The following is a 19,405-nucleotide window of genomic DNA, read 5'->3' on the forward strand; positions in this document are numbered from 1 at the left end:
TCATCGCGTTCGGCGCCGGCATGCTGATCTCCTCCCTGATCCCGGCCAGCGACAAAGAACGCGAAGCCGCGGACCAACTCAAAACCGCAGCCCAGCCCCTGGCAACCCAGGTCACCGACGCCGCCAAGACCATGGCCCAGGACCTCAAGGAACCCGCCCAGGAGGCCATGGAAAACGTCAAGGCCACCGCCACCGACGCCGCCCAAAACGTCAAAACCGAAGGCCAATACGCAGCCTCCGACGTCAAAGACCGCGCCACAGACGCCAAAGACAACATCCAAAACACCTAGTCCGCGCGGGCAGCAACGGACTGCAGCAAAGCCGGTTCCGCGTCATGCGGGGCCGGCTTTCTGTTATCCGGCCACCCACCAAATACCTGGAGGCCCCTGGGCTAGCGCTTGCCCTTCTTCCGCGACCCCTTGCCGCGGCCCTTGTCCGGGTTGGGGGCATATCGCTGGGCCACCTTGGGCGCTTTCTTGGTGCCGGTGCCGCGGCGGTCGGGTTTGGGTTCCTTCTTCACCTTTTGCGGCTGGGCGGAGGGCTGCCGGGAGCTCTGCGCGGTGCGGCCGCGCACGACGCCAATGAATTCCTCCAGGACGTCGTCGGTGGCCTCCGCGGGCCAGGCCAGGGCGATCTCGGTCCCCTCCGCGCCGGTGAGCCTGCGCGCCACGGTGTCTTTGACGTTGAAGTGGCGCGCCACTGACATCGGGAGGATCAGCAGCCCGGCCCCGGAGGCCACCACCTGGAGCGCCGCCTCGGGTCCGCCCAGGGCAGCAGCATCGAGGAAGGATTCCTGGGCGAGGTCGGCAAGCGCCACTTCCTCGAACACGGAAATCTCGTGGCCCTTCGGAGCAACCACCACCGGTTGTTCCTCGTACAGCGGGATGACGCTGAGGCCCTCCCGGTCAATGGGAAGGCGGACGAAGGCCATATGCGCTCTGCCGCCATCCAGCACCTGGCGCTGGGCGTCGTCGTCGATCATGAATGCTTCAAGGGGAATATGCGGCATCCGCTCTTCCCAGCGGCGGATCCACTTGCCCGGCGTTACCCCTGCCACATACGCGATGCGCAGCACCCGCGGCGCCGCCTCGTCGGGGGCGGGCTGGGCATCAGGCATGGGGGTATCGTCGGCGGGCACGTCTTCACAGTACCCGCCGCCCGGATACCCTTGAAGCATGACCTCTGCAAACTCCCAGTCCATGAAGCCGGCCACCGTTGCCAAGAAACTTGGCATCTACCTGCCGGCCACCCCGCAGGAGTTCCAGGATTCAACCATTACCCGCGAGGAGTTTGCCGAACTCCAGACCAACCCGCCGGAATGGCTTGCCGAACTCCGCCGCAACGGGCCGCACCCCCGCCCCGTGGTGGCCCAGAAGCTGAACGTGTCCATCAGCGGCCTGGCACGCGGCGGCGTGGAGGAAGCGCTTACGACGGCGGAGATCACCGCGCTGCTGCAGGCTCCCCCGCAGTGGCTCGTCACCGAACGCGCCACGCACGCTGCCGTCCGCGCCGAAGCCCAGCGGGTCAAGGACGAGGCCGCGAAGAAGCAGGCCAAGAAGGACCGCGCGCAGGCGTAACAGGCGCAGCCACTCCGTTCGTCCCGGGCCCTCAGTCCTGGTGGATCTGGATGTAGTTGCCGCACCCGTCGTCGAACACGGCGCTGGTCCCGAATGAATCGGTGGTGGGCGGAGTCTTGAAGCTGACCCCGGCAGCCGACAGGCGGTCATACTCTGCCTGGACGTCGGCTACCCCGAAAACGATGGCGGGGAGGCCGGCCTCACGCACGGCGTTCATGTAGCTGGCGCCGATCGGGTTGTCGCTGGGTTCCAGGAGCAGCCCCACCGAACTGTCGGCCGCCCCCGGATCCTTGATGATGTACAGGTTGTACTCCGGCATGGCCATGAGGGTGTCAAAGCCGAGCGTGCCGGTGTAGAACGCATGGGCGGCTGCGGGGTCCTGGACGTGGATGCTGCACATTTTGAGTCGCATGGTCCCACGCTACCGCCCATCATGGCGCCCTTTGGGGTGCCTGTGTCCGCATTTTGCAGCCATTGACGCTGTGACCGGAAGACGGTCCAATGGAAGGACCAGCCCGGGCTTTCCGGCCGGGGCCAAGTCTTTGTGGGGAATGACGGGCGCGGGAGGTGCAGGATGTCAGTCGTGGCGGAGTCCTTGACCCAGGGACTGCTTCAAGGTGCGGGGGTGGTCCTGCTGTGCGGTCCCGTGTTGGTTGCCAGCGTCGCGGCCACGGTTTTCGTTGTACGACGACGGTCCCTGGCGTCCCCAGGCGGTGCCCCGGAGGCTCCGGACCAGCTGTTTTGGGACCTCTTCCTTGGTTCCTGCGTGGCGCTTCCGGCCCTTCTGATCCCGGCCCTGGTTTCGCCCTGGGCGGGGCTGGTGCTCGCCGGGGCAGCTGCGGCTTCGGGCCTTGCGGCCTACCGGGGCAGCCCGAAGTTCCTGGTGTGGCGCGCCGCCCGGCGCGAACACCGGGAACAGCTCACCGCCCATCAGGCCGCGCGGATACAGCACGACGAGCTCATGCTTCGCTGGCGGCGCTATGAACTGGATCCTGTCTGCAGCATCGACTACCCGGCATTGACCGACGTGCGGCTGCCGGAAACGTCCGCGCTGATCAAGGCCATGCGGACCGCTGACCAGCTGCGGACGGCCACGCACAAGGGCTACCCGGACGCCGTCGGAAGCCTGGCTGCATCGCTCGCAGCAGCGGAACGGGCGGCGGGAATTCCGGCGGCCATGCCGATGAAGCAGGCCGGCTGAGGTTAACTGCTGTGTCGAAGGGGTTGGATCGGCGCGGAGGCCCGGCGATAGCATCCCAAGATGAAGCCTGAGGAACTGCCTGTCCATGACGAGTACGGCCGGCTGCTGGAGGACCGCGGAGTCTGGCGGCAGGCCACCACGCTGGAGGCGGCCGGCGAGCTGACGGCACGGTGGCTGGAAGGCGGAAGTTCGTACCAGCCGGGCCATTTCGCTGCAGCGTTCGACGCCGAGACGGAACCACTGGCCGCGGAACTGGCGGAGTTGAACCGCAGCGGACTGTTCACCAAGGAGTCCCAGCCGGGCATCCTGGCCGATGGGGCGGCGCAGCGGCAGTACGTCACTGGCTTCTGCAGCGCGGAAACCGCGCGCGGCCTGCTGGCACTTTCCACCCGGACCGAGCTGGTGACGGTAGCCCACGCTCCCGGTGAGGCAAGCAGCGCCGCCATTCCCGTCACCCTGGCCGGAGCAGAGATCACCACGGTGCTCGGCTCCAGCGAGAACCCCGTGGAGGAGGCCCAGATCCAGGATTGGGCCGGGGAGACCAACGATGCACTGGCCCTCCTGCTCGCGGATTCCTGGTATGTGGAAATCCTGGATCCTGTGTGGGGCCGCAATGACGTGCTGCTGCCTGCAGTCCTGGAGACATTGAAAGGGGCGGAGCAGCAGTAGCCGCCCCGCCCCTCGTCAACAGCCCGCGCTACAGCTCCACAGTGCCGCTTTCGCCGACGCTCATCCGGCTGTTGGTGACCTTTGACTTCACCCACTGCAGAACCGTGGCGGCCGTGCCGCCCGGGCTGGTCCAGTACTCGGCAGAGTCCGAATCGATGCGCAGCAGGCACACCTCGGGAGTATCCGGGCCGTCGGGGAACCAGGCTTCAACCGCCTGGTTCCACAGTTCATGGATCTTGGCCCGATCCGTGACCACCTCGGCGGTTCCGGCCACGGACACCCATTCAGTGTTCTTGCCAAAGGCGACGTTGACGCGCGAATCAGCCCGGACATGCGCAACCTGGGACGTGCCAAGGCCCGTGAAGAACCACATGTCGCCGTCGTCCTTCACTTCCTGGACGGCCAGCGGCCGGCTGACGAGGGCGCCTTCTTCGTTGATGGTGGTGACCATCCCGATCTTGGAATCGTTGATGATGTCTGTAACCTTGCTGATGCTCTGGGCGTCAGTCATGCCTCACCTCGTTCGTCGAAAGTCGGGGACGCTCCCCGTCGCCAGCCTATTAGTAAGCATGCTTATTTACCAGCCGGCGGTTACCGGCACCTTCGCGACCTCGGCGATGCGGGCAGCGGTGATGCGGCCCATGCGGATGGCGCCGTCCACGTGCTGGTAGCCTTCGGCGGCGAGGTCGGAGGATGACCAGTAGATGGGGCCGACGGGGGCATGCTGGTCCTTGCCGTAGCGGTGGAGTCCGCCCAGGTCGTAACTGGAAGCGTAGGCGCCGCGGGTCCACTCCTCGGAGCCCCAATCGGACTCGTAGTAGACCTCCGGCACCAGGGCGCCCGCACCCAGGTAACCGGCGATCGAGTCAAGGATCGCCTTCCTGCGCTCTTCGGCACTCAACTCTAAAACGGCGTCGGCCTTCTCATCGGAGACGAAGCCCACCAGCGTGCCGCGGGCGTCGCCGTGGTTGGTGTTGTCGTAGACCTCCTGCACCAGGGCGTCGGCACCGAAACAGGTCCCGGAGAGTCCCTTGTCCCGCCAGAACGGGGTGCTGTAGACGGCGTGCACCTTGATGACCAGGCCCAGGGACTGGTGCTGGTGCATCTGGTGCTGGCGGCGCGGCAGCGGCGGGTTGAAGGAGACACGGGAGTACAGGTTGGGCGGCACAGCCATGATGACGAACCGGGCGTTCACTGTGGCCCGGTCGGATTCAACGGTGACGCGGTGGCCGCCGTCGGCATCCGGCTCCCAGTTGATGGTGCGTACCGGGGAGCCAAGGACCACGTCTTCCCCCAGTTCCTGTGCCTGCAGCAGCGAGACCTGCTGCATTCCACCCACGACGCGGCGGTCCAGGATGAAGTCCTCGTCCGTCAGGTGGGTGAAGGATCCGGCGGAGGCGGCCATCAGGACCGCCTGCAGGGCGGAGAAGGAGTGCGCGGGTTTAGTGAGCATGCCGCCGGCGATGAACAGGCCGATGTTCCTGCAGGCTTCCTCGTTGGCTGAGTTCTGCCGCAGCCAGTGATGGAAGGAGATGGTGTCCAGTTCGCGCGCTTTGGGGTGTGCCCAGGGTTCGGTTGGTCCAATCTCTGCGGCGAGTCCGTCCAGCAGCGCCACCAGGCGGTCCATTTCGACGGCGGTGTCCGGGTTCACCGGGAAGGTGTCCCCGGTGTAGCGCACGGGTGAGCCGTCGGCGCCGATGTAGATAGACTCCCCTTCGCGGTAGCGCGGGTAGGTCTCCAGGCCCAGTTCCTGGAGCAGTTCCAGGAGGGCGGTTTGGTCCGGAGAGACCCACTGGCCGCCGATTTCGAGCATGGCGCCATCCACGGTGTCGGTCCAGGTGCGGCCGCCCACCCGGTCGCGGGCCTCGAGCACGGCGACGGTGAGGCCGGCTTTCTTCAGTTCACGGGCGGCGGTGAGTCCGGACGGCCCGGCTCCAACGACCACGACGTCGCGGTTCAGGTTCAGCATGATGTCCTCTCTGCGGCCCTTGGTGACGGGGACCACTAAATGAATATCATTCATTTAGCTAGAACTATAGCCGGTGCCTGCCGGGAGCGGAAGTGCTGGATGGAATAATGCAGGGGACGCCGACGAAAGGGCAGCAATGCCGGCAGTATCAGCCGCACAGGGGCGCTCCGCCAGCAATGGCGGCGCACAAAGGAGGCGGGCAGGCCGGCCGTCGGCTGCAGTGCTGGACAAGGCGGGGATCACCGCAGCCGCCCTGGAACTGGTAAGCCGCAAAGGTTACGACGGCCTGACCATGGCAGCGCTGGCCAAGGTGCTCGACGTGGCACCTTCCGCCCTTTACAACCATGTGGCATCAAAACAGGACGTACTGCTCCTGGTGGAGGACCATCTGATGTCGCTGGTGGACGTCTCAGGCTTCGGGGACGGCAGCTGGGAAGACGCCGTCCGCACCTGGGCGTGGAGCTACCGGGATGTCTTCGCCGAACATACCCCGCTCATTCCCGTCATCGCAGTCCTGCCGGTGACGGACGCCCCGCAGACCCTTGCCATGTATGAAACCGTCAGCAAGGGGTTTTCCGACGCCGGGTTCCCCCGGGAGCGCATTGTCCCCGCCATCGTGGCACTGGAGTCCTTTATTTTCGGCTCTGCGTACGACGTCACGGCACCGGAGGACATCTTCGATTCCGGCTCCATGGCCGGGTCCACGCCCCATTTCACGGCGGCCGTGCAGAGTTCGGCCCAGGGGCAGGACAAGCCGGCCGGGCAGGAACGTGGCCGCCCGGCCGACACCGCCTTCCAACTGGGGCTCGAGGCCCTGATTGCCGGGTTCGGGGCCATCAGGACCTAGCGGCTGCCCCGGGCGTCAGGGGGTTTGGTCCACTGCCACAACAATCTTGCCGCGGGTATGCCCGGCCATGTTGAGCCGGAATGCGTCTGCGGCCTGGTCCAGCGGGAATACCTCGGCAACCTCCACGCGCATCTTCCTGTCGTCCACCAGGTCGGCAAGCTCCTGGAGCTGGGCGCCCACGGGGCTTACCCACATCCAGGTTCCACCATGTTCCTCGACGTCGCTGTCGGCGATGGAGGCATGCCTGCCACCGTCGGCAAGCACCGCGAGGGTGGCCCCGAGATTGCCGCCGACAAAATCGGCAACCACCTCAACCCCGTCCGGACGGAGCGACCTGACCCGGTCGGCAAGGCCGTCGCCGTAGGTGATGGGATCCGCGCCCAGGGACCGGAGGAAATCGTGGTTCTTTTCCGACGCCGTCGCAATGACATGGGCACCCAGGGCCACAGCGATCTGGATACCCAGGGATCCCACGCCGCCGGCTCCGCCGTGGATCAGCACGGTCTCGCCGGACGCGAGGCCAAGACGGTTCAAGACCTGGTAGGCAGTCAATCCCGCCAACGGTAGCCCTGCCGATTCGTTCCATTCGAGGGAGGCGGGCTTTCGGGCCAGGAGCCGTTCAGGAAGGGCAATGTATTCGGCGAAGCTGCCGCTGTGGACATAATCCTTCCGGCCATAGGAGATGACTTCATCCCCGGGCTGGAACTGCCGTGAATCAATTCCCACGGATTCCACCACGCCCGCCACATCCCATCCCGGGACCACCGGGAACTGCACGTCCATCGCAGCATCCAGGTAACCGGCCAAGATCTTCCAGTCCACAGGGTTCACCGAAGCCGCTTTGACCTTGACCAGGACCATTCCGGGTCCCACTTTCGGCATTGGCTGCTCAGTGAGCTCAAGGACGTCGGGGCTGCCATATTCGCTGTAAGTGATCGCCTTCATGCCTGCATCAACAGCCTCCTGGCCTGCAGCTATTCCGGCTGCGCACCGTTAGTGGTGCATCGCACGAACAGCCCTACCTTCTTGTAATACAAGTAGGTAACTTATATCCTAAAAAGGTGGGCGAAGGAGCCCTGTCCCGCCCAAGGAGAATAAATGAGCACCGTCGATCTCATCCGGCACGTTAAGCTGTCCACCGCCAGGCTTCCCCTCGCCGTTCCCATCAGCGACGCCAAGGTTTTCACCGGCCGGCAGAAGCCCATGACTGAGGTGGTGTTCCTGTTCGCGGAGATCACCACCGAACTCGGCCACTCCGGAATCGGCTTCAGTTATTCCAAGCGCGCCGGCGGACCGGCCCAGTATGCCCATGCCAAAGAAGTTGCCGAAGGCCTCATCGGTGAGGACCCCAACGACATCGCCAGGATCTACACCAAGCTCCTCTGGGCAGGCGCGTCCGTGGGACGGTCCGGCGTCGCCACCCAGGCCCTCGCCGCCGTCGACATCGCTTTGTACGACCTCAAGGCGAAGCGCGCCGGACTTCCGCTGGCCAAATTCCTTGGCTCCTACCGCGACTCCGTGCGGACCTACAACACCTCCGGCGGCTTCCTGAATGCCACGCTGGAGGAAGTAAAGGCACGCGCCACCCAGTCGATCGAGGAGGGCATCGGCGGCATCAAGATCAAGGTGGGACTGCCGGACAGCAAGGAAGACCTGCGCCGCGTTGCCGGAATCCGAGACCACCTCGGCCCTGACGTTCCGCTCATGGTGGACGCCAACCAGCAGTGGGACCGCGCCACCGCCCTGCGCATGGGCCGCCGCCTCGAGGAATTCGACCTTATCTGGATTGAAGAGCCGCTGGACGCCTACGACTTCGAAGGCCACGCCCACCTGGCCCAGGTTCTGGACACCCCTATTGCCACCGGCGAAATGCTTGCCTCCGTGGCCGAGCACAAGGGCCTCATTGCCGCGAACGGCTGCGACATCATCCAGCCGGATGCCCCGCGCGTCGGCGGCATTACCCGGTTCCTCCGCCTCGCCGCCCTTGCGGACGAGCGCGGACTGGGACTTGCCCCCCACTTCGCCATGGAGATCCACCTCCACCTCGCTGCTGCCTACCCGCGCGAGCCCTGGGTGGAGCACTTCGACTGGCTGGACCCCTTGTTCAACGAGCGCCTGGAAACCAAGGACGGCCGGATGATCGTCCCCGACCGCCCCGGCCTGGGCGTCACACTAAGCGACCAGGCACGCGCCTGGACCACCGAGAGCGTGGAGTTCGGCGCGTAACCCCGAACCCGTACCCTTGAGCCATGAGCCGGAACCTCACCGCGGACCTTGCCGCTGACCTCCGCAACCGCATCGTGGACGGCGTGATCCAGCCGGGCGAAAAGCTGCCCAGCGAGAACACACTCATCAGCGACTTCGGCGTCAGCCGCACTGTGGTCCGGGCCGCCCTCACCCGGCTGCAGGCGGAGGGCCTCGTCGAAACCGAGCGCGGCCGCGGCAGCTTCGCCCTTACTCCCCCCGCGGAAGGACCGCTGGCAGTGCCCGGAGCCCGCCCCGTGGCCACTACAGAGGACCGGCTGCACCTGCTGGCATTCCGTATGGGCGTGGAGACGGAAGCTGCGGCCCTGGCCGCCCGGAACCACACGGACCGGCAACTGCGCGCCGTCAGTACGGCACTGGACGCCTTCAACGGAAGCGCCGGCCATCCTGCCAATGCCATGAAATCGGACTTTGAGTTCCACCGGGCCGTGGCTGCAGCATCCGGCAACCCCTATTACTCGGATTGCCTGGCGGCCCTGGGCCAGACCATGATTGCCATGCCCCGCACCCGACTGATGACCGGCGTCGAGCATTACGCGCGGGACCATTTTGACCAGGTGGTCCAGGAGCACCGGTCCATCCTGGAGGCGATCGCCGACCGTGACGAGGCTGCCGCGGCGGCAGCCATGCGCAGCCACCTGGCCAACTCACGACGCCGGTTCAAGGCTTCGGCGCGCCCGTCCAGCTAGAGCCCCGTCCGTTTGCGGTGCCGGACAGGCGCTCAACGCACCCGCCACCGGACGAACCACCCTGGAACGCGCGGGTGCAAAGTCCGTGCGCGGGTGCAATCCTTCAGAACCGCCGATCCATGCGCGAAAAGCAAAAGAGCCCCGGTCCAAGACCGGGGCTCTTCCATTTGCGTGCGCGAGGGGGGATTTGAACCCCCACGCCCTTTCGGACACTGGCACCTGAAGCCAGCGCGTCTGCCGTTCCGCCACTCGCGCGCAACTTCTTCCACTCCGCGGGTCCGGTTTCCCGTTCCGCGCCTCGTAAAAGCAGCGAGATCAAGCATAACGGACAGATGCCGCAAATTACCAATTGGCCCCCGTCCACGCCCCCGCATAACTCCACACCAGGCAAAAAACCGCGCAAAAGCAGGGATCACCGGGCAATCGGCCGCGTCCGTCATTCCCCGCCGCAACAGGCCGGAGCAGTCAAGCATCCGAACTTTTGCCGGCGCCCGGCCGTTGTGGATTAAGGTCATTCGCAGGACTGGCCATTAGTATCGGATGTAGGAGTGGCCACTGCCCGCGGGCGTCACCGCACATCGGTGGACTGCCCTGCAGGTGCTGGCCAGCAACAACTACTGCCCCGGAGCCGGGGGGAAAGGAGAAGAACCATGGGTCTGCTGGACAAGGTTGAACGTGGCATTGAAAAGGCCGTCCGCGGTGTCTTCTCCACCGGTTCCAAAGCACAGGTTGAGCCCGTTGAGATCGCCAGCCGGCTCCGCCGCGAGGTGGACCACAAAGCCCTTACGGTGGCTGCCGGGCGCACGCTGGTACCCAACGTTTTCGACGTCCAGCTCAGTGACGATGACTTTGGCCGCGCGCAGGAATGGGGCACGCCGCTGGCCGAAGAGCTCTGCGACGTGGTCATCAACCACGTCCGCAGCCAGGGCTACACCCTCCAGGGCCCCGTCCGCATTTCGTTCCGGCGCGACTCCGAACTTCGCGCAGGCGATTTCGAAATAGCTTCCTCCACCGAAAAGTCCCAGGGATCCGGCGCCGGCCAGCCGAAGCCCCAGCCCAACGTTCCCGCGGCCCCGAGCCGGCAGCCTGTCAGGCTCCAGCCGGTGCTGGACATTGACGGCCAGCGCTATTCGCTCAACGCCCCGTCCATCGTCCTGGGCCGGTCCTCAGAGGCAGACATCCACATCGAAGATACGGGCGTTTCCCGGCGCCACCTGGAGATCCGCACGGCCAACGGTGTCACCAGCGCCGTGGACCTGGGATCCACCAATGGCAGCTACGTCAACGGCCAGAAGGTGTCCGGAAGCACCGAACTCACAGACGGCTCCACCATCACGATGGGACGGACAAAGATCATCTTCCGCCTGCTTCCTGCCAACCAGGGTGGCCACGCATGAGCGACCTCACCATCACCGCGCTGCGGTTCGGCTTCCTGCTGCTCCTCTGGGTCCTGATCTTCAGCATCGTCTCCGCCATGCGCCGGGACCTGATGCTGGGCCGCAAGGCTGCCGCCGGCGCGCCCACGGCCCGGCAGCTCCGGCGCAACCCGGAACTGGCTGAAGCGCCGCCACAGCCTGTTAAGCAGCAGGCCCGGCAACTGGTGGTGCTCGAGGGTCCGCTCAAGGGCCGGACCCTGCCCCTGGCTGCCAGCCCCATCCTGCTGGGACGCGCCCAGGAAGCCACCTTGGTCCTTGAGGACGATTACGCCTCCGGCCGCCACGCCAGGCTCTTCCCGCAGGGCAGCCGCTGGTTCATCGAAGATCTTGGTTCCACCAACGGAACCTACCTGGGAGACCAGCAACTTACCCGTGCCCTGCCTGTCGAGCCAGGGGTACCCGTGAGAATCGGCAAGACGGTCATTGAATTGAGGCCGTAGCTGTGGCCGAGGCTGAAAACCCCGCAACCGGCTCGAGTCCGGCTCAGCGGCCCCTCATCATGCGCTTCGCCGCGCGGTCGGACGTCGGCCGGATCCGTTCCAAGAACGACGATTCCGCCTACGCCGGCCGCCACCTCGCAGTGGTCGCGGATGGCATGGGCGGCCACGCGGGCGGCGATGTTGCCTCAGCTGCGACCGTCCTGGACATGATCCACCTGGACAGCGCGGACCACGGCGAGGACGCCGGGACCGTTTTGGCCGACGAGATCCAAACTGCCAACTCCCTGCTCTCTGAACTGGTGCACATCAACCCCAAGCTCGCGGGTATGGGCACCACCGTCACCGCGCTCCTGCTGGCGGATGGCAAACTGCATTTCGCCCACATCGGCGACTCACGCGCCTACCGGCTCCGCGATGGCGAGTTCAAGCAAGTCAGCGTGGACCACACTTTCGTCCAGCGGCTCATCGACGAAGGCCGGCTGCGGCCTGAGGAAGCGGAAACGCACCCGCACAAGAACGTCCTCATGCGCGTCCTGGGTGACGTCGACGCCAGCCCGGAGCTGGACCTGGACACCCTGGATGCCCGGCCCGGGGACCGCTGGCTGTTGTGCTCGGATGGCCTGAACTACGTAGCCGCGCATGCCGTGGAGCGGACTGTCCGCGAAACCCACAACCTGCATGAGTGCGCCGAAACCCTTGTTGAGCTGACCCTCGAGGCCGGTTCCCCGGACAACGTCACCGTGGTCATGGTGGACATCGTGGAGGAAACGCCCGACGACGTCAGCACGGCCGCCGTCGAAATTGTCCCCCCGGTGCAGGGCAGCAGGCCCGCTGCCGCGGCGGATGCTTCCCCGGCGGCCCAGGCTGCTGCCGCCGCCCCGCCCGATGGCCAGGAGGCAGCCGGTTCGGAATCTGGAGCTGCCAGGCCGGGCTCCGGGCCTGCCAAGGAATCGGCAGGCGGCGCCGACGCCAGGGACGGCGACGCCAACCCGGCTGACTCCGGCGGCACCGACCCCCACCTTGGGGAACACCTCTCCGCTGAGGTCCTGCGCGAAGAACTTGCCTCCCGCCCGCATGAGCTGGTGGGCGCCGCCGCTGCTGCCGCAGAGTCCGGTTCCATCCCCACCGTCGCGGGCCGTACCGTGGCCCGTCGGGCAGCAACGCTCCTCACGCACAAGGCGGAACCGGCTGACGGGGAAGACACCCTGCCGCCACTGCGTCCCCGCCGCTGGTTGACCTGGTCCATCGCGGCCGCCGTGCTGGTTGTGGTGGCCGTTGGCCTTTGGCTTGGTTACGCGTGGACGCAGACCCGCTACTACGTGGGTGAGTTCGACTCCCGGGTGGCCATCTACAACGGGGTGTCGCAGAGGCTGGGTCCCATCCAGCTTTCCTCCCTCGAAGCAGTGACGGATATCCGGATGGACTCCCTCCCGCCGTTCTCGCAGCAGCGCGTGCGCCAGACGGTTCCCGCCAATGACCTCTACGACGCCCAGCGGATCGTCAAGAACCTGGAGCTCACCGGGACAACTTCGCCCGAGGAAGAGTGCCCCAAGCCTTCCGCGTCCGCCAGTGCCCCGGCACCCTCCAGCAGTGCGCCCCCTGCCAGTGCAGCGGCGCCGCCACCGGCACCGGATGCGTCCGCTCCTGCCCCGGCGCCGTCTGCACCGTCACCCTCACCTACTCCCACCATCACCTGCGAGGCGGCCAAATGAGCCAGGTAAGCACCATGCCCAAGCCTCGCCGCAACGTGGAACTTGCGTTGCTGCTGCTGGCCCTTGCCGTAGGCATCGGCGCCAACATGATGGTGGGCGTGGACCAGGAAAAGGCCTTCGACTCCGATTTCTGGTTCCAGTCGAGCCTGCTGGCGGTGGCCGCCCTGGTGTTCCACGGCGTCCTGCGGTTCCGTGCTAAATATGCCGATCCAGTAATACTTCCCATTGTTGTTGCCCTGAACGGCCTGGGTCTGGCAATGATCCATCGACTTGACGCGCCTGGCGAGGACACCGGCAACAACCAGCTCCGGTGGACCCTCATCGCCATGGCGGTGGCCATCGCCGTGGTCTTCTTCCTCAAGGACCACCGCATCCTGCGCCGGTTCACCTTTATTTCGCTGGCAGCCTCGGCCCTGCTGCTGATCCTGCCGCTTGTCCCGGGGATCAGCGCCGGCGAAATCCTGGGCGCGAGGGTGTGGATCAGGGTCGGTCCCATGACGTTCCAGCCCGGCGAAGTCGCCAAGATTACGCTGGCCATATTCTTCGCCGGGTATCTGTCCTCCAACCGCGACCTCATTCTGCTCGCCGGCCGCAAGATCGGCCCCATGCAGTTCCCGCGGTTTAAGGACATGGGCCCCATGATCACCGCCTGGCTGGTCAGCATCGGCGTGCTCATCTTCCAGCGCGACCTGGGCTCCTCCCTGTTGTTCTTCGGCCTGTTCATCGTCATGATCTACGTGGCCACCAGCCGGATCAGCTGGGTGGTGATCGGGCTGGCCCTGATCATTGGCGGCGGCTTCGTGGCGGCCCAGGTGTTCGCCCACGTCCAGCAGCGCGTCTACGGCTGGCTCAACGCCTTCTCCCCCGACGTCTATGAGAACGGCAGCCGGCAGGTCATCGAAGGCCTGTTCGGCATGGCCAACGGCGGCCTGGTGGGAACCGGCCTTGGCCAGGGGCGTCCGGACCTTGTCCCTTTCGCCAACAGCGACATGATCATCGCCTCACTGGGCGAGGAACTGGGGTTGATCGGCCTGTTCGCAGTGGTCCTGCTGTACCTGCTGTTCATCACCCGTGGCTTCCGCGCCGCCCTGGGCACCCGGGACGCGTTCGGGAAACTCCTCGCCTGCGGCCTTTCCTTCGCGGTCGCCCTCCAGTGCTTCGTGGTCATCGGCGGCGTCACCCGGCTCATTCCGTTGACCGGGCTCACCACCCCCTTCCTCGCGGCCGGCGGATCGTCCCTCCTGGCCAACTGGATCATCGTGGGACTGCTCCTGATGATTTCGCACACCGCCCGCGGACCCGTGGATACCACTCCGCTCCCGCCCGCAGGCGTGGCGGCGGCAACCGGCATTGACACTCCAACCGAGGCGGTGAAGCAGGCGTGAACCAGGCAATCCGACACTCATGGGTAGCCGCAGTGGCCATGTTTGCGCTGCTCTTCGGCGCCATCAGCTTTGTGCAGGTGGTGGGCGCCGACGATCTCAAGACCAATCCGCTGAACCAGCGCGCCATTCTCCAGAACTACTGCAATGACCGCGGCGCCATCATCGTTGGCGGCACTCCCGTGGCCGAGTCGGTGGAGACCGGCTCGGAGACCTGCAAGTTCCAGCGCACCTACGCCCAGCCGGAGCTGTATGCCGGGATCACCGGCTACTTCTCGAAGAACTACGGGGCCACGGGCCTTGAACAGGCCATGGGCGCCGAACTGGCAGGCAACTCGGACCAGCTCTTCCTGGACCGGGTGGGCCAGCTCTTCCTGGGCAACCAGCCCAAGGGCGCCTCGGTGGAACTGACCATCGACCCCCAGATCCAGCAGCTTGCCTACAGCCTGATCCCGGACGGCCAGCGCGGCTCGATCGTGGTCACCAACCCCAAGACCGGTGCCATCCTGGCCATGGCATCCAAGCCGTCCTACAACCCGAACCTCGCCGCCACGCAGGATGCCGCCGCCGAAAGCGCGAACATGAACGAACTGGTGAAGGTCCCCGGCATCAACCTGAACCAGAACGTCAGCGGCCCCACCGGCGAGCTCCTCGCCCCGGGATCGGTCTTCAAACTGGTGGACACAGCCGCGGCCCTGGCGTCGGGGAAGTACAACAAGGACAGCGTCCTGCCCAACCCGGCAGAGATGCCTTTCGATGGCATCCAGTACAAGCTTCCCAACTACGCCGGCGGCAACTGCTACACCAGGGACACCGCCGGTTTTGCCTTCGCCCTGCAGCAGTCCTGCAACACCCCGTTCGCCAGCATCGCCCTGGACCTTGGCCGCGACGCCATCGCCGCCCAGTACAAGAAGTTTGGGTTCGGCGAGGACGTCGGGAACCAGCTGAAGCTTGGCCACGCAACGGGGAACGGCTTCCCTGACAAGCTGGACGCGCCGGGCCTGGCCCAGTCCGCCATCGGCCAGAAAGATGTCCGGGTGACGCCGCTGCAGGTGAACATGATGACGAACGCCATCGCGAACGGCGGCGTCCAGATGGCGCCCAGCCTGGTCAAAACGCTGCGGTCCCCGGACCTGCGGGTCATAGATGAGCCGCAGCCGGCCCAGCTCAGGACATCCACCAGCCCGGAGATCGCCAAGCAAATCACCGAATGGATGACCAGCGTGGTGACGGACGGTATCGCCAAGGGTGCTGCGGTGCCCGGCGTGCAGGTCGCGGGCAAGACCGGCACCGCCGAACTCGGCAACGGAACCAACAACTCGTGGTTCACCGGGTTCGCCCCCGCTGACAATCCCAAGGTCAGCGTCACGATCGTCATGGAAGGCGTAGACATCTACGCGGGAGCAAAGCTGACCAGTCCTAACGCGAAGAAGATTTTTGAGGCGGTGTTGAATAAGTGAGGCCTACAACGGGAATCACCCTCGGCGGCAGATTCCAGCTGACCACGCGGATTGCGATCGGCGGCATGGGGGAAGTCTGGAAGGCCAAAGACCTCGTCCTGGGCCGCATCGTCGCCATCAAGGTGCTGAAGGAGGAGTACACCGGCGACCCGGGATTCCTCCAGCGCTTCCGCGCCGAGGCCCGCCACACTGCCCTCCTGAACCACGTGGGGATCGCCAACGTCTTCGACTACGGCGAAGAAGAGGGCTCAGCCTACCTGGTCATGGAACTGGTCCCGGGCCAGCCGCTGAGCAGCATCATCGAACACGAGCAGGTGCTGTCGCCGGACCGTACGCTGTCGATCATCGCGCAGACCGCCCGCGCGTTGGCCGTTGCGCATGCCCAGGGCCTTGTCCACCGCGACGTCAAGCCCGGCAACCTCCTGATCACCCCTGACGGCCGGGTCAAGGTCACCGACTTCGGCATCGCCCGCCTCGCCGACCAGGTGCCCCTCACCCAGACCGGGCAGGTCATGGGAACCGCCCAGTACCTGGCACCCGAACAGGCGACGGGCCAGACCGCCACCGGTTCGTCGGACATCTACTCACTGGGCGTCATCGGATACGAGTGCCTTAGCGGCCACCGCCCGTTCTCCGGCGAATCGCAGATCGCCATTGCCCTGGCCCAGGTGAACGACGCCCCGCCGCCCCTTCCGGAGAGCCTGCCCACGCCGGTCCGCGCGCTCCTGATGTCGATGCTGGCCAAGGATCCCAAGGACCGGCCGGCGAATGCCATCAAGCTCGCCGAAGCTGCGGAAGCCATCCGCAACGGGGATGTGGGAGCGGCCCGTGCCGCGGTGCCCGGCATGCTTCTTTTCGACGCCGAAACCGGCCCCATCACCGCACCCGTGGACACGGCCACGGCCCCCACGGGCGTCATCGGCACGCAGCGTGACTCCGCCCCCACCGCCACATCCGCGCTCCCGGTGATGGGCGCGGCCGCGGCCGGCGCTGCCGCCGGTATGGCTGCCAGCGCCCACGGCGCATCAGCCGATGGCGGGGAGCGTGCGCCGGGACCGCTGGCCCGCGCCAACGCATTGGCTGCCGAGCGGAACTGGGACCAGGAGGAGGAAACGTACGACGACGCGCCCTCCGATGAGCCCCGGCGCAAGGGACGCAGTCCGTGGACCTGGCCCTTGGTGGCCCTGATCCTGCTGCTCCTCTTCGCCCTGGTGGGCTTCCTCCTGAACCAGGTGGGGCTCTTCTCGCCGGCCGTCACCCCCAGCTCCACCGCCACCGCCAGCAGCGCACCGCCGTCGTCCGCAACGCCCACGCGGACCAGCGCCTCGGCCACGCCCACGCAGACGCGCAGCACGCCGACGCCCACACCCACCACGCAGCCCACCCAGGCCACGGTCAACGTAATACCGGCCGCGTACCTCGGCAAGGACTACCGCCAGGTCCAGTCCGCGCTGGCAGGCCTGGGACTCCAGGTGACCGTCCTTCCGCAGGAGAGCAGCACCGAGACGCCCGGTACTGTACTGGAGCTCAACCCCACCGGGACAGTGCCCAAGGGTTCGCTCATTACCGTCATCTACGCCACGGCTCCCAGCCCCGCGCCCACCACGGCGGCGCCAAGCCCTGCCCCCACGTCCTCGTCCCCGGTAGCGGGACCAACGCCCATCTCGCCCCTGGCAACCTGTGCGGCCGGTCAAACGGCGGGAACGCCCCCGACCTGCGCACCTTAAGCCTCGGGACTACCACCAGTGAATGAGTCACCACGCACACCGTTGCACCGGGAGGACAGCCTGCCGGTGGACAACCGGCGTGTCCTGAACGGGCGCTACGAGCTGGGTAACCTCATTGGCCGCGGCGGCATGGCGGACGTCTACAAGGGCACCGATACCCGCCTGGGCAGGACAGTCGCCGTCAAGCTGCTCCGGCCCGACATGGCCCGGGATCCGCAGTTCCAGGCACGGTTCAAACGTGAAGCGCAGGCGGTGGCCGCCCTCAACCACCCCTCCATCGTGGCGATTTTCGACACCGGGGAACACGTGGTCCACGACGGTTCCGCCGAGGACGTGCGGGTGCCGTACATCGTCATGGAATACGTGGAGGGCAGGACCCTGCGCGAATTGATCCGCGCCAACGAGGTCACTATCAGCCAGGCAATCGATTATTGCCTGGGCGTCCTGGGAGCCCTCGAATACAGCCACAAGGCCGGCATTGTGCACCGGGACATCAAGCCTGCCAACGTGATGTACTGCCCGGGCACCAACTCCGTGAAGGTGATGGACTTCGGCATTGCGCGGGCCATCGCCGATTCCTCCGCCACCATGACGCAGACCCAGGCAGTGGTGGGAACGGCCCAGTATCTCTCGCCGGAACAGGCCCGGGGCGAAACCGTCGACGCCCGCAGCGATCTCTATTCCGCCGCGTGCCTGCTCTACGAAATGCTGACCTCGCGGCCGCCGTTCGTCGGGGACAGCCCGGTTTCCGTGGCCTACCAGCACGTCCGCGAAATCCCGGAGCCGGCCAGCAGCCTCAACCCCGAGGTGTCACCGGCACTGGACACCGTCCTCGCCAAGGCCCTGCAGAAGAACCGCGCAGACCGCTTCCAGGATGCGGCAGCCTTCCGGCGTGCCCTGCGCGCTGCAAAGGCCGGAGTGGCCGTCCCGGCTGTGCCGGCGTCTGAGGCACCCACCGATCCGAATGACCACGTACCCCAGGCGGCGCCGCCCACCGAGGCGTTCGCCGCAGCGGGGGCAGGCTTCCTTGATGACGCGCCCACCGGGCGGTTGGCTGCCACCAGCCTGTTCGGTGACGACGGCGGATCCGCGGTTCCCCTGGAGCTGGCGGATGGGCACGATTCGGATGGGCACGGGCCGGATGGGTATGGTGCGGATGCCTTCGGGGCCGGTCCGCTCCCGCTTGGCCTCGCTCCCGAAGGCGAGCGGTCCACCCGCCAGAAGTCCCGCCGTCGTGCCTGGATCGCCACCCTGGTGATCTTCACCCTGCTGATTCTTGCGGGCGGCGGGCTGTGGCTGTACCAAACGGTGAACCGGCCAGCTCCCGCTCCGCCAAAGGTAGCAATCCCATCGGTGGCGTCCATGACGGAAACCGCTGCACTCCAGGAACTGTACAACGCGGGCCTTCGCCCCAGGATCGCCAGGTCGGCAAACGACACGGTGCCCAAGGGGACCGCCATCGGGACGGATCCGGCGGCGGGCGGTTCCCTGGATCCGGGGGCCGAGGTAATCCTCAACGTCTCTGACGGCCCCAGCTCGGTGAAGATCCCGGACAGCCTCCCCGGCAAGACCGAGGCAGCAGCACGGGACATCCTCCGCCAGGTGGGGCTGGTTGGCGCTCCGTCAACCACCACCGCCAACAGTGCCACTGTCCCGGCCGGAATCGTCATCACCTCCAACCCGGCACCGGGGCAAAGCGTCGGCGTCGGCACCAGCGTGGAGCTCATCGTCTCCACCGGCAAGGTGGTTGTCCCCGAACTGCGCGGCATGACCCGCGAAGAGGCCGAGGCCACACTGAAGGAACGGGGCCTGGTCGCTTCAGTGGTCGAGGCGGAAAACTCACAGGTGGAGCCAGGCCGGGTCACGGACCAGAGCGACCCCGTCAACGCCGCCGTCGACCAGGGAAAGACCATCACCATCGTGGTGGCCAAGGCTCCGCCGCCACCACCGGCGCCCACGGAAACCCCCACGGAAACGCCCACGCCGACAGCAACGCCGACGCCGACGCCGAAGCCGACCAGGAAGGGCTGA

The 19,405-nt window shown here is 66.4% G+C and carries 18 protein-coding genes, 1 tRNA gene and 1 pseudogene; 14 read left to right on the forward strand and 6 right to left on the reverse strand.

Annotated features, from left to right (window positions below):
* Positions 1 to 290 (forward strand): annotated as a pseudogene (locus ACWRN3_RS12155) (DUF3618 domain-containing protein); the annotation flags it as partial.
* A 101-nt stretch (positions 291 to 391) separates the two neighbouring features.
* Here ACWRN3_RS12155 and ACWRN3_RS12160 read toward each other — a convergent pair.
* Positions 392 to 1,117 (reverse strand): LysR substrate-binding domain-containing protein, encoded by a 726-nt coding sequence (locus ACWRN3_RS12160; protein WP_476740906.1) that lies wholly within the window; start codon positions 1,115 to 1,117, stop codon positions 392 to 394.
* Between the two features lie 58 nt (positions 1,118 to 1,175).
* Here ACWRN3_RS12160 and ACWRN3_RS12165 point away from each other — a divergent pair, with 58 nt between their 5' ends.
* On the forward strand, positions 1,176 to 1,577 hold the full coding sequence (locus ACWRN3_RS12165) for a DUF5997 family protein (RefSeq protein ID WP_476740780.1): 402 nt from the start codon (positions 1,176 to 1,178) through the stop codon (positions 1,575 to 1,577).
* A gap of 31 nt (positions 1,578 to 1,608) precedes the next feature.
* Here the strand turns inward: ACWRN3_RS12165 and ACWRN3_RS12170 are convergent, their stop codons facing one another.
* Positions 1,609 to 1,989 (reverse strand): VOC family protein, encoded by a 381-nt coding sequence (locus ACWRN3_RS12170; RefSeq protein WP_255173859.1) that lies wholly within the window; start codon positions 1,987 to 1,989, stop codon positions 1,609 to 1,611.
* Between the two features lie 162 nt (positions 1,990 to 2,151).
* On the opposite strand from ACWRN3_RS12170, the gene ACWRN3_RS12175 reads away from it, so the two are divergent.
* Entirely contained in the window at positions 2,152 to 2,778 is a 627-nt protein-coding gene (locus ACWRN3_RS12175) for a hypothetical protein (RefSeq protein ID WP_476740781.1), read from the forward strand.
* A 60-nt stretch (positions 2,779 to 2,838) separates the two neighbouring features.
* The gene (locus tag ACWRN3_RS12180) at positions 2,839 to 3,447 is read left to right on the forward strand and encodes a DUF6919 domain-containing protein (protein WP_476740782.1); all 609 of its coding nucleotides are present in this window, start codon (positions 2,839 to 2,841) and stop codon (positions 3,445 to 3,447) included.
* A gap of 28 nt (positions 3,448 to 3,475) precedes the next feature.
* On the opposite strand, the gene ACWRN3_RS12185 is transcribed toward ACWRN3_RS12180, so the two are convergent.
* Positions 3,476 to 3,958, reverse strand: coding sequence for a pyridoxamine 5'-phosphate oxidase family protein (locus ACWRN3_RS12185; RefSeq protein ID WP_255173856.1), 483 nt, complete (start codon positions 3,956 to 3,958; stop codon positions 3,476 to 3,478).
* A gap of 66 nt (positions 3,959 to 4,024) precedes the next feature.
* A complete protein-coding gene (locus ACWRN3_RS12190; RefSeq protein WP_476740783.1) occupies positions 4,025 to 5,470 on the reverse strand; it encodes a flavin monoamine oxidase family protein in 1,446 nt (481 codons plus the stop codon).
* A gap of 82 nt (positions 5,471 to 5,552) precedes the next feature.
* On the opposite strand from ACWRN3_RS12190, the gene ACWRN3_RS12195 reads away from it, so the two are divergent.
* Complete coding sequence (locus tag ACWRN3_RS12195) at positions 5,553 to 6,263, forward strand: TetR/AcrR family transcriptional regulator (RefSeq protein ID WP_476740784.1); 711 nt, start codon at positions 5,553 to 5,555, stop codon at positions 6,261 to 6,263.
* Between the two features lie 15 nt (positions 6,264 to 6,278).
* Here ACWRN3_RS12195 and ACWRN3_RS12200 read toward each other — a convergent pair whose 3' ends face one another.
* Positions 6,279 to 7,208: an NADP-dependent oxidoreductase gene (locus ACWRN3_RS12200; RefSeq protein ID WP_476740785.1), complete on the reverse strand. Its 930-nt coding sequence runs from the start codon at positions 7,206 to 7,208 to the stop codon at positions 6,279 to 6,281.
* 153 nt (positions 7,209 to 7,361) lie between these two features.
* Here ACWRN3_RS12200 and ACWRN3_RS12205 point away from each other — a divergent pair, with 153 nt between their 5' ends.
* Together ACWRN3_RS12205 and ACWRN3_RS12210 are read left to right on the forward strand one after the other, a co-directional pair.
* Positions 7,362 to 8,489: an L-talarate/galactarate dehydratase gene (locus ACWRN3_RS12205; RefSeq protein WP_476740786.1), complete on the forward strand. Its 1,128-nt coding sequence runs from the start codon at positions 7,362 to 7,364 to the stop codon at positions 8,487 to 8,489.
* 23 nt (positions 8,490 to 8,512) lie between these two features.
* Complete coding sequence (locus ACWRN3_RS12210) at positions 8,513 to 9,217, forward strand: FadR/GntR family transcriptional regulator (protein ID WP_476740787.1); 705 nt, start codon at positions 8,513 to 8,515, stop codon at positions 9,215 to 9,217.
* Between the two features lie 172 nt (positions 9,218 to 9,389).
* On the opposite strand, the gene ACWRN3_RS12215 is transcribed toward ACWRN3_RS12210, so the two are convergent.
* Positions 9,390 to 9,472: transfer RNA gene (locus tag ACWRN3_RS12215), tRNA-Leu, on the reverse strand.
* A gap of 395 nt (positions 9,473 to 9,867) precedes the next feature.
* On the opposite strand from ACWRN3_RS12215, the gene ACWRN3_RS12220 reads away from it, so the two are divergent.
* The 7 genes from ACWRN3_RS12220 to pknB are packed head-to-tail and all read left to right on the forward strand — an operon-like array spanning position 9,868 to position 19,405.
* Positions 9,868 to 10,614: an FhaA domain-containing protein gene (locus ACWRN3_RS12220; RefSeq protein ID WP_476740788.1), complete on the forward strand. Its 747-nt coding sequence runs from the start codon at positions 9,868 to 9,870 to the stop codon at positions 10,612 to 10,614.
* A complete protein-coding gene (locus ACWRN3_RS12225) occupies positions 10,611 to 11,093 on the forward strand; it encodes an FHA domain-containing protein FhaB/FipA (protein WP_255173850.1) in 483 nt (160 codons plus the stop codon). The genes ACWRN3_RS12220 and ACWRN3_RS12225 overlap by 4 nt, the downstream gene beginning before the upstream one ends.
* A 2-nt stretch (positions 11,094 to 11,095) precedes the next feature.
* Complete coding sequence (locus tag ACWRN3_RS12230; protein ID WP_420716235.1) at positions 11,096 to 12,805, forward strand: PP2C family protein-serine/threonine phosphatase; 1,710 nt, start codon at positions 11,096 to 11,098, stop codon at positions 12,803 to 12,805.
* Positions 12,802 to 14,190 (forward strand): FtsW/RodA/SpoVE family cell cycle protein, encoded by a 1,389-nt coding sequence (locus tag ACWRN3_RS12235; protein ID WP_476740789.1) that lies wholly within the window; start codon positions 12,802 to 12,804, stop codon positions 14,188 to 14,190. The genes ACWRN3_RS12230 and ACWRN3_RS12235 overlap by 4 nt, the downstream gene beginning before the upstream one ends.
* Positions 14,187 to 15,647, forward strand: a complete 1,461-nt coding sequence (locus ACWRN3_RS12240; protein WP_255173848.1) for a peptidoglycan D,D-transpeptidase FtsI family protein — start codon at positions 14,187 to 14,189, stop codon at positions 15,645 to 15,647. Before ACWRN3_RS12235 ends, ACWRN3_RS12240 begins: the two co-directional genes overlap by 4 nt.
* Positions 15,644 to 17,374 (forward strand): serine/threonine-protein kinase, encoded by a 1,731-nt coding sequence (locus ACWRN3_RS12245; protein ID WP_324643637.1) that lies wholly within the window; start codon positions 15,644 to 15,646, stop codon positions 17,372 to 17,374. The genes ACWRN3_RS12240 and ACWRN3_RS12245 overlap by 4 nt, the downstream gene beginning before the upstream one ends.
* A gap of 18 nt (positions 17,375 to 17,392) precedes the next feature.
* Positions 17,393 to 19,405 carry a Stk1 family PASTA domain-containing Ser/Thr kinase gene (pknB, locus tag ACWRN3_RS12250; RefSeq protein WP_324643636.1) on the forward strand — a complete coding sequence of 671 codons (2,013 nt, stop codon included), beginning with the start codon at positions 17,393 to 17,395 and terminating at the stop codon, positions 19,403 to 19,405.

It is taken from the genome of Pseudarthrobacter sp. rb, assembly GCF_056389225.1.

What these genes read in the sequence shown, in the direction of transcription:
- ACWRN3_RS12160 (WP_476740906.1), bottom strand. Translation starts at nt 1,117, where the DNA reads ATGCCTGATGCCCAGCCCGCCCCCGACGAGGCGGCGCCGCGGGTGCTG.
- ACWRN3_RS12165 (WP_476740780.1), top strand. Translation starts at nt 1,176, where the DNA reads ATGACCTCTGCAAACTCCCAGTCCATGAAGCCGGCCACCGTTGCCAAG.
- ACWRN3_RS12170 (WP_255173859.1), bottom strand. Translation starts at nt 1,989, where the DNA reads ATGCGACTCAAAATGTGCAGCATCCACGTCCAGGACCCCGCAGCCGCC.
- ACWRN3_RS12175 (WP_476740781.1), top strand. Translation starts at nt 2,152, where the DNA reads ATGTCAGTCGTGGCGGAGTCCTTGACCCAGGGACTGCTTCAAGGTGCG.
- ACWRN3_RS12180 (WP_476740782.1), top strand. Translation starts at nt 2,839, where the DNA reads ATGAAGCCTGAGGAACTGCCTGTCCATGACGAGTACGGCCGGCTGCTG.
- ACWRN3_RS12185 (WP_255173856.1), bottom strand. Translation starts at nt 3,958, where the DNA reads ATGACTGACGCCCAGAGCATCAGCAAGGTTACAGACATCATCAACGAT.
- ACWRN3_RS12190 (WP_476740783.1), bottom strand. Translation starts at nt 5,470, where the DNA reads ATGAATGATATTCATTTAGTGGTCCCCGTCACCAAGGGCCGCAGAGAG.
- ACWRN3_RS12195 (WP_476740784.1), top strand. Translation starts at nt 5,553, where the DNA reads ATGCCGGCAGTATCAGCCGCACAGGGGCGCTCCGCCAGCAATGGCGGC.
- ACWRN3_RS12200 (WP_476740785.1), bottom strand. Translation starts at nt 7,208, where the DNA reads ATGAAGGCGATCACTTACAGCGAATATGGCAGCCCCGACGTCCTTGAG.
- ACWRN3_RS12205 (WP_476740786.1), top strand. Translation starts at nt 7,362, where the DNA reads ATGAGCACCGTCGATCTCATCCGGCACGTTAAGCTGTCCACCGCCAGG.
- ACWRN3_RS12210 (WP_476740787.1), top strand. Translation starts at nt 8,513, where the DNA reads ATGAGCCGGAACCTCACCGCGGACCTTGCCGCTGACCTCCGCAACCGC.
- ACWRN3_RS12220 (WP_476740788.1), top strand. Translation starts at nt 9,868, where the DNA reads ATGGGTCTGCTGGACAAGGTTGAACGTGGCATTGAAAAGGCCGTCCGC.
- ACWRN3_RS12225 (WP_255173850.1), top strand. Translation starts at nt 10,611, where the DNA reads ATGAGCGACCTCACCATCACCGCGCTGCGGTTCGGCTTCCTGCTGCTC.
- ACWRN3_RS12235 (WP_476740789.1), top strand. Translation starts at nt 12,802, where the DNA reads ATGAGCCAGGTAAGCACCATGCCCAAGCCTCGCCGCAACGTGGAACTT.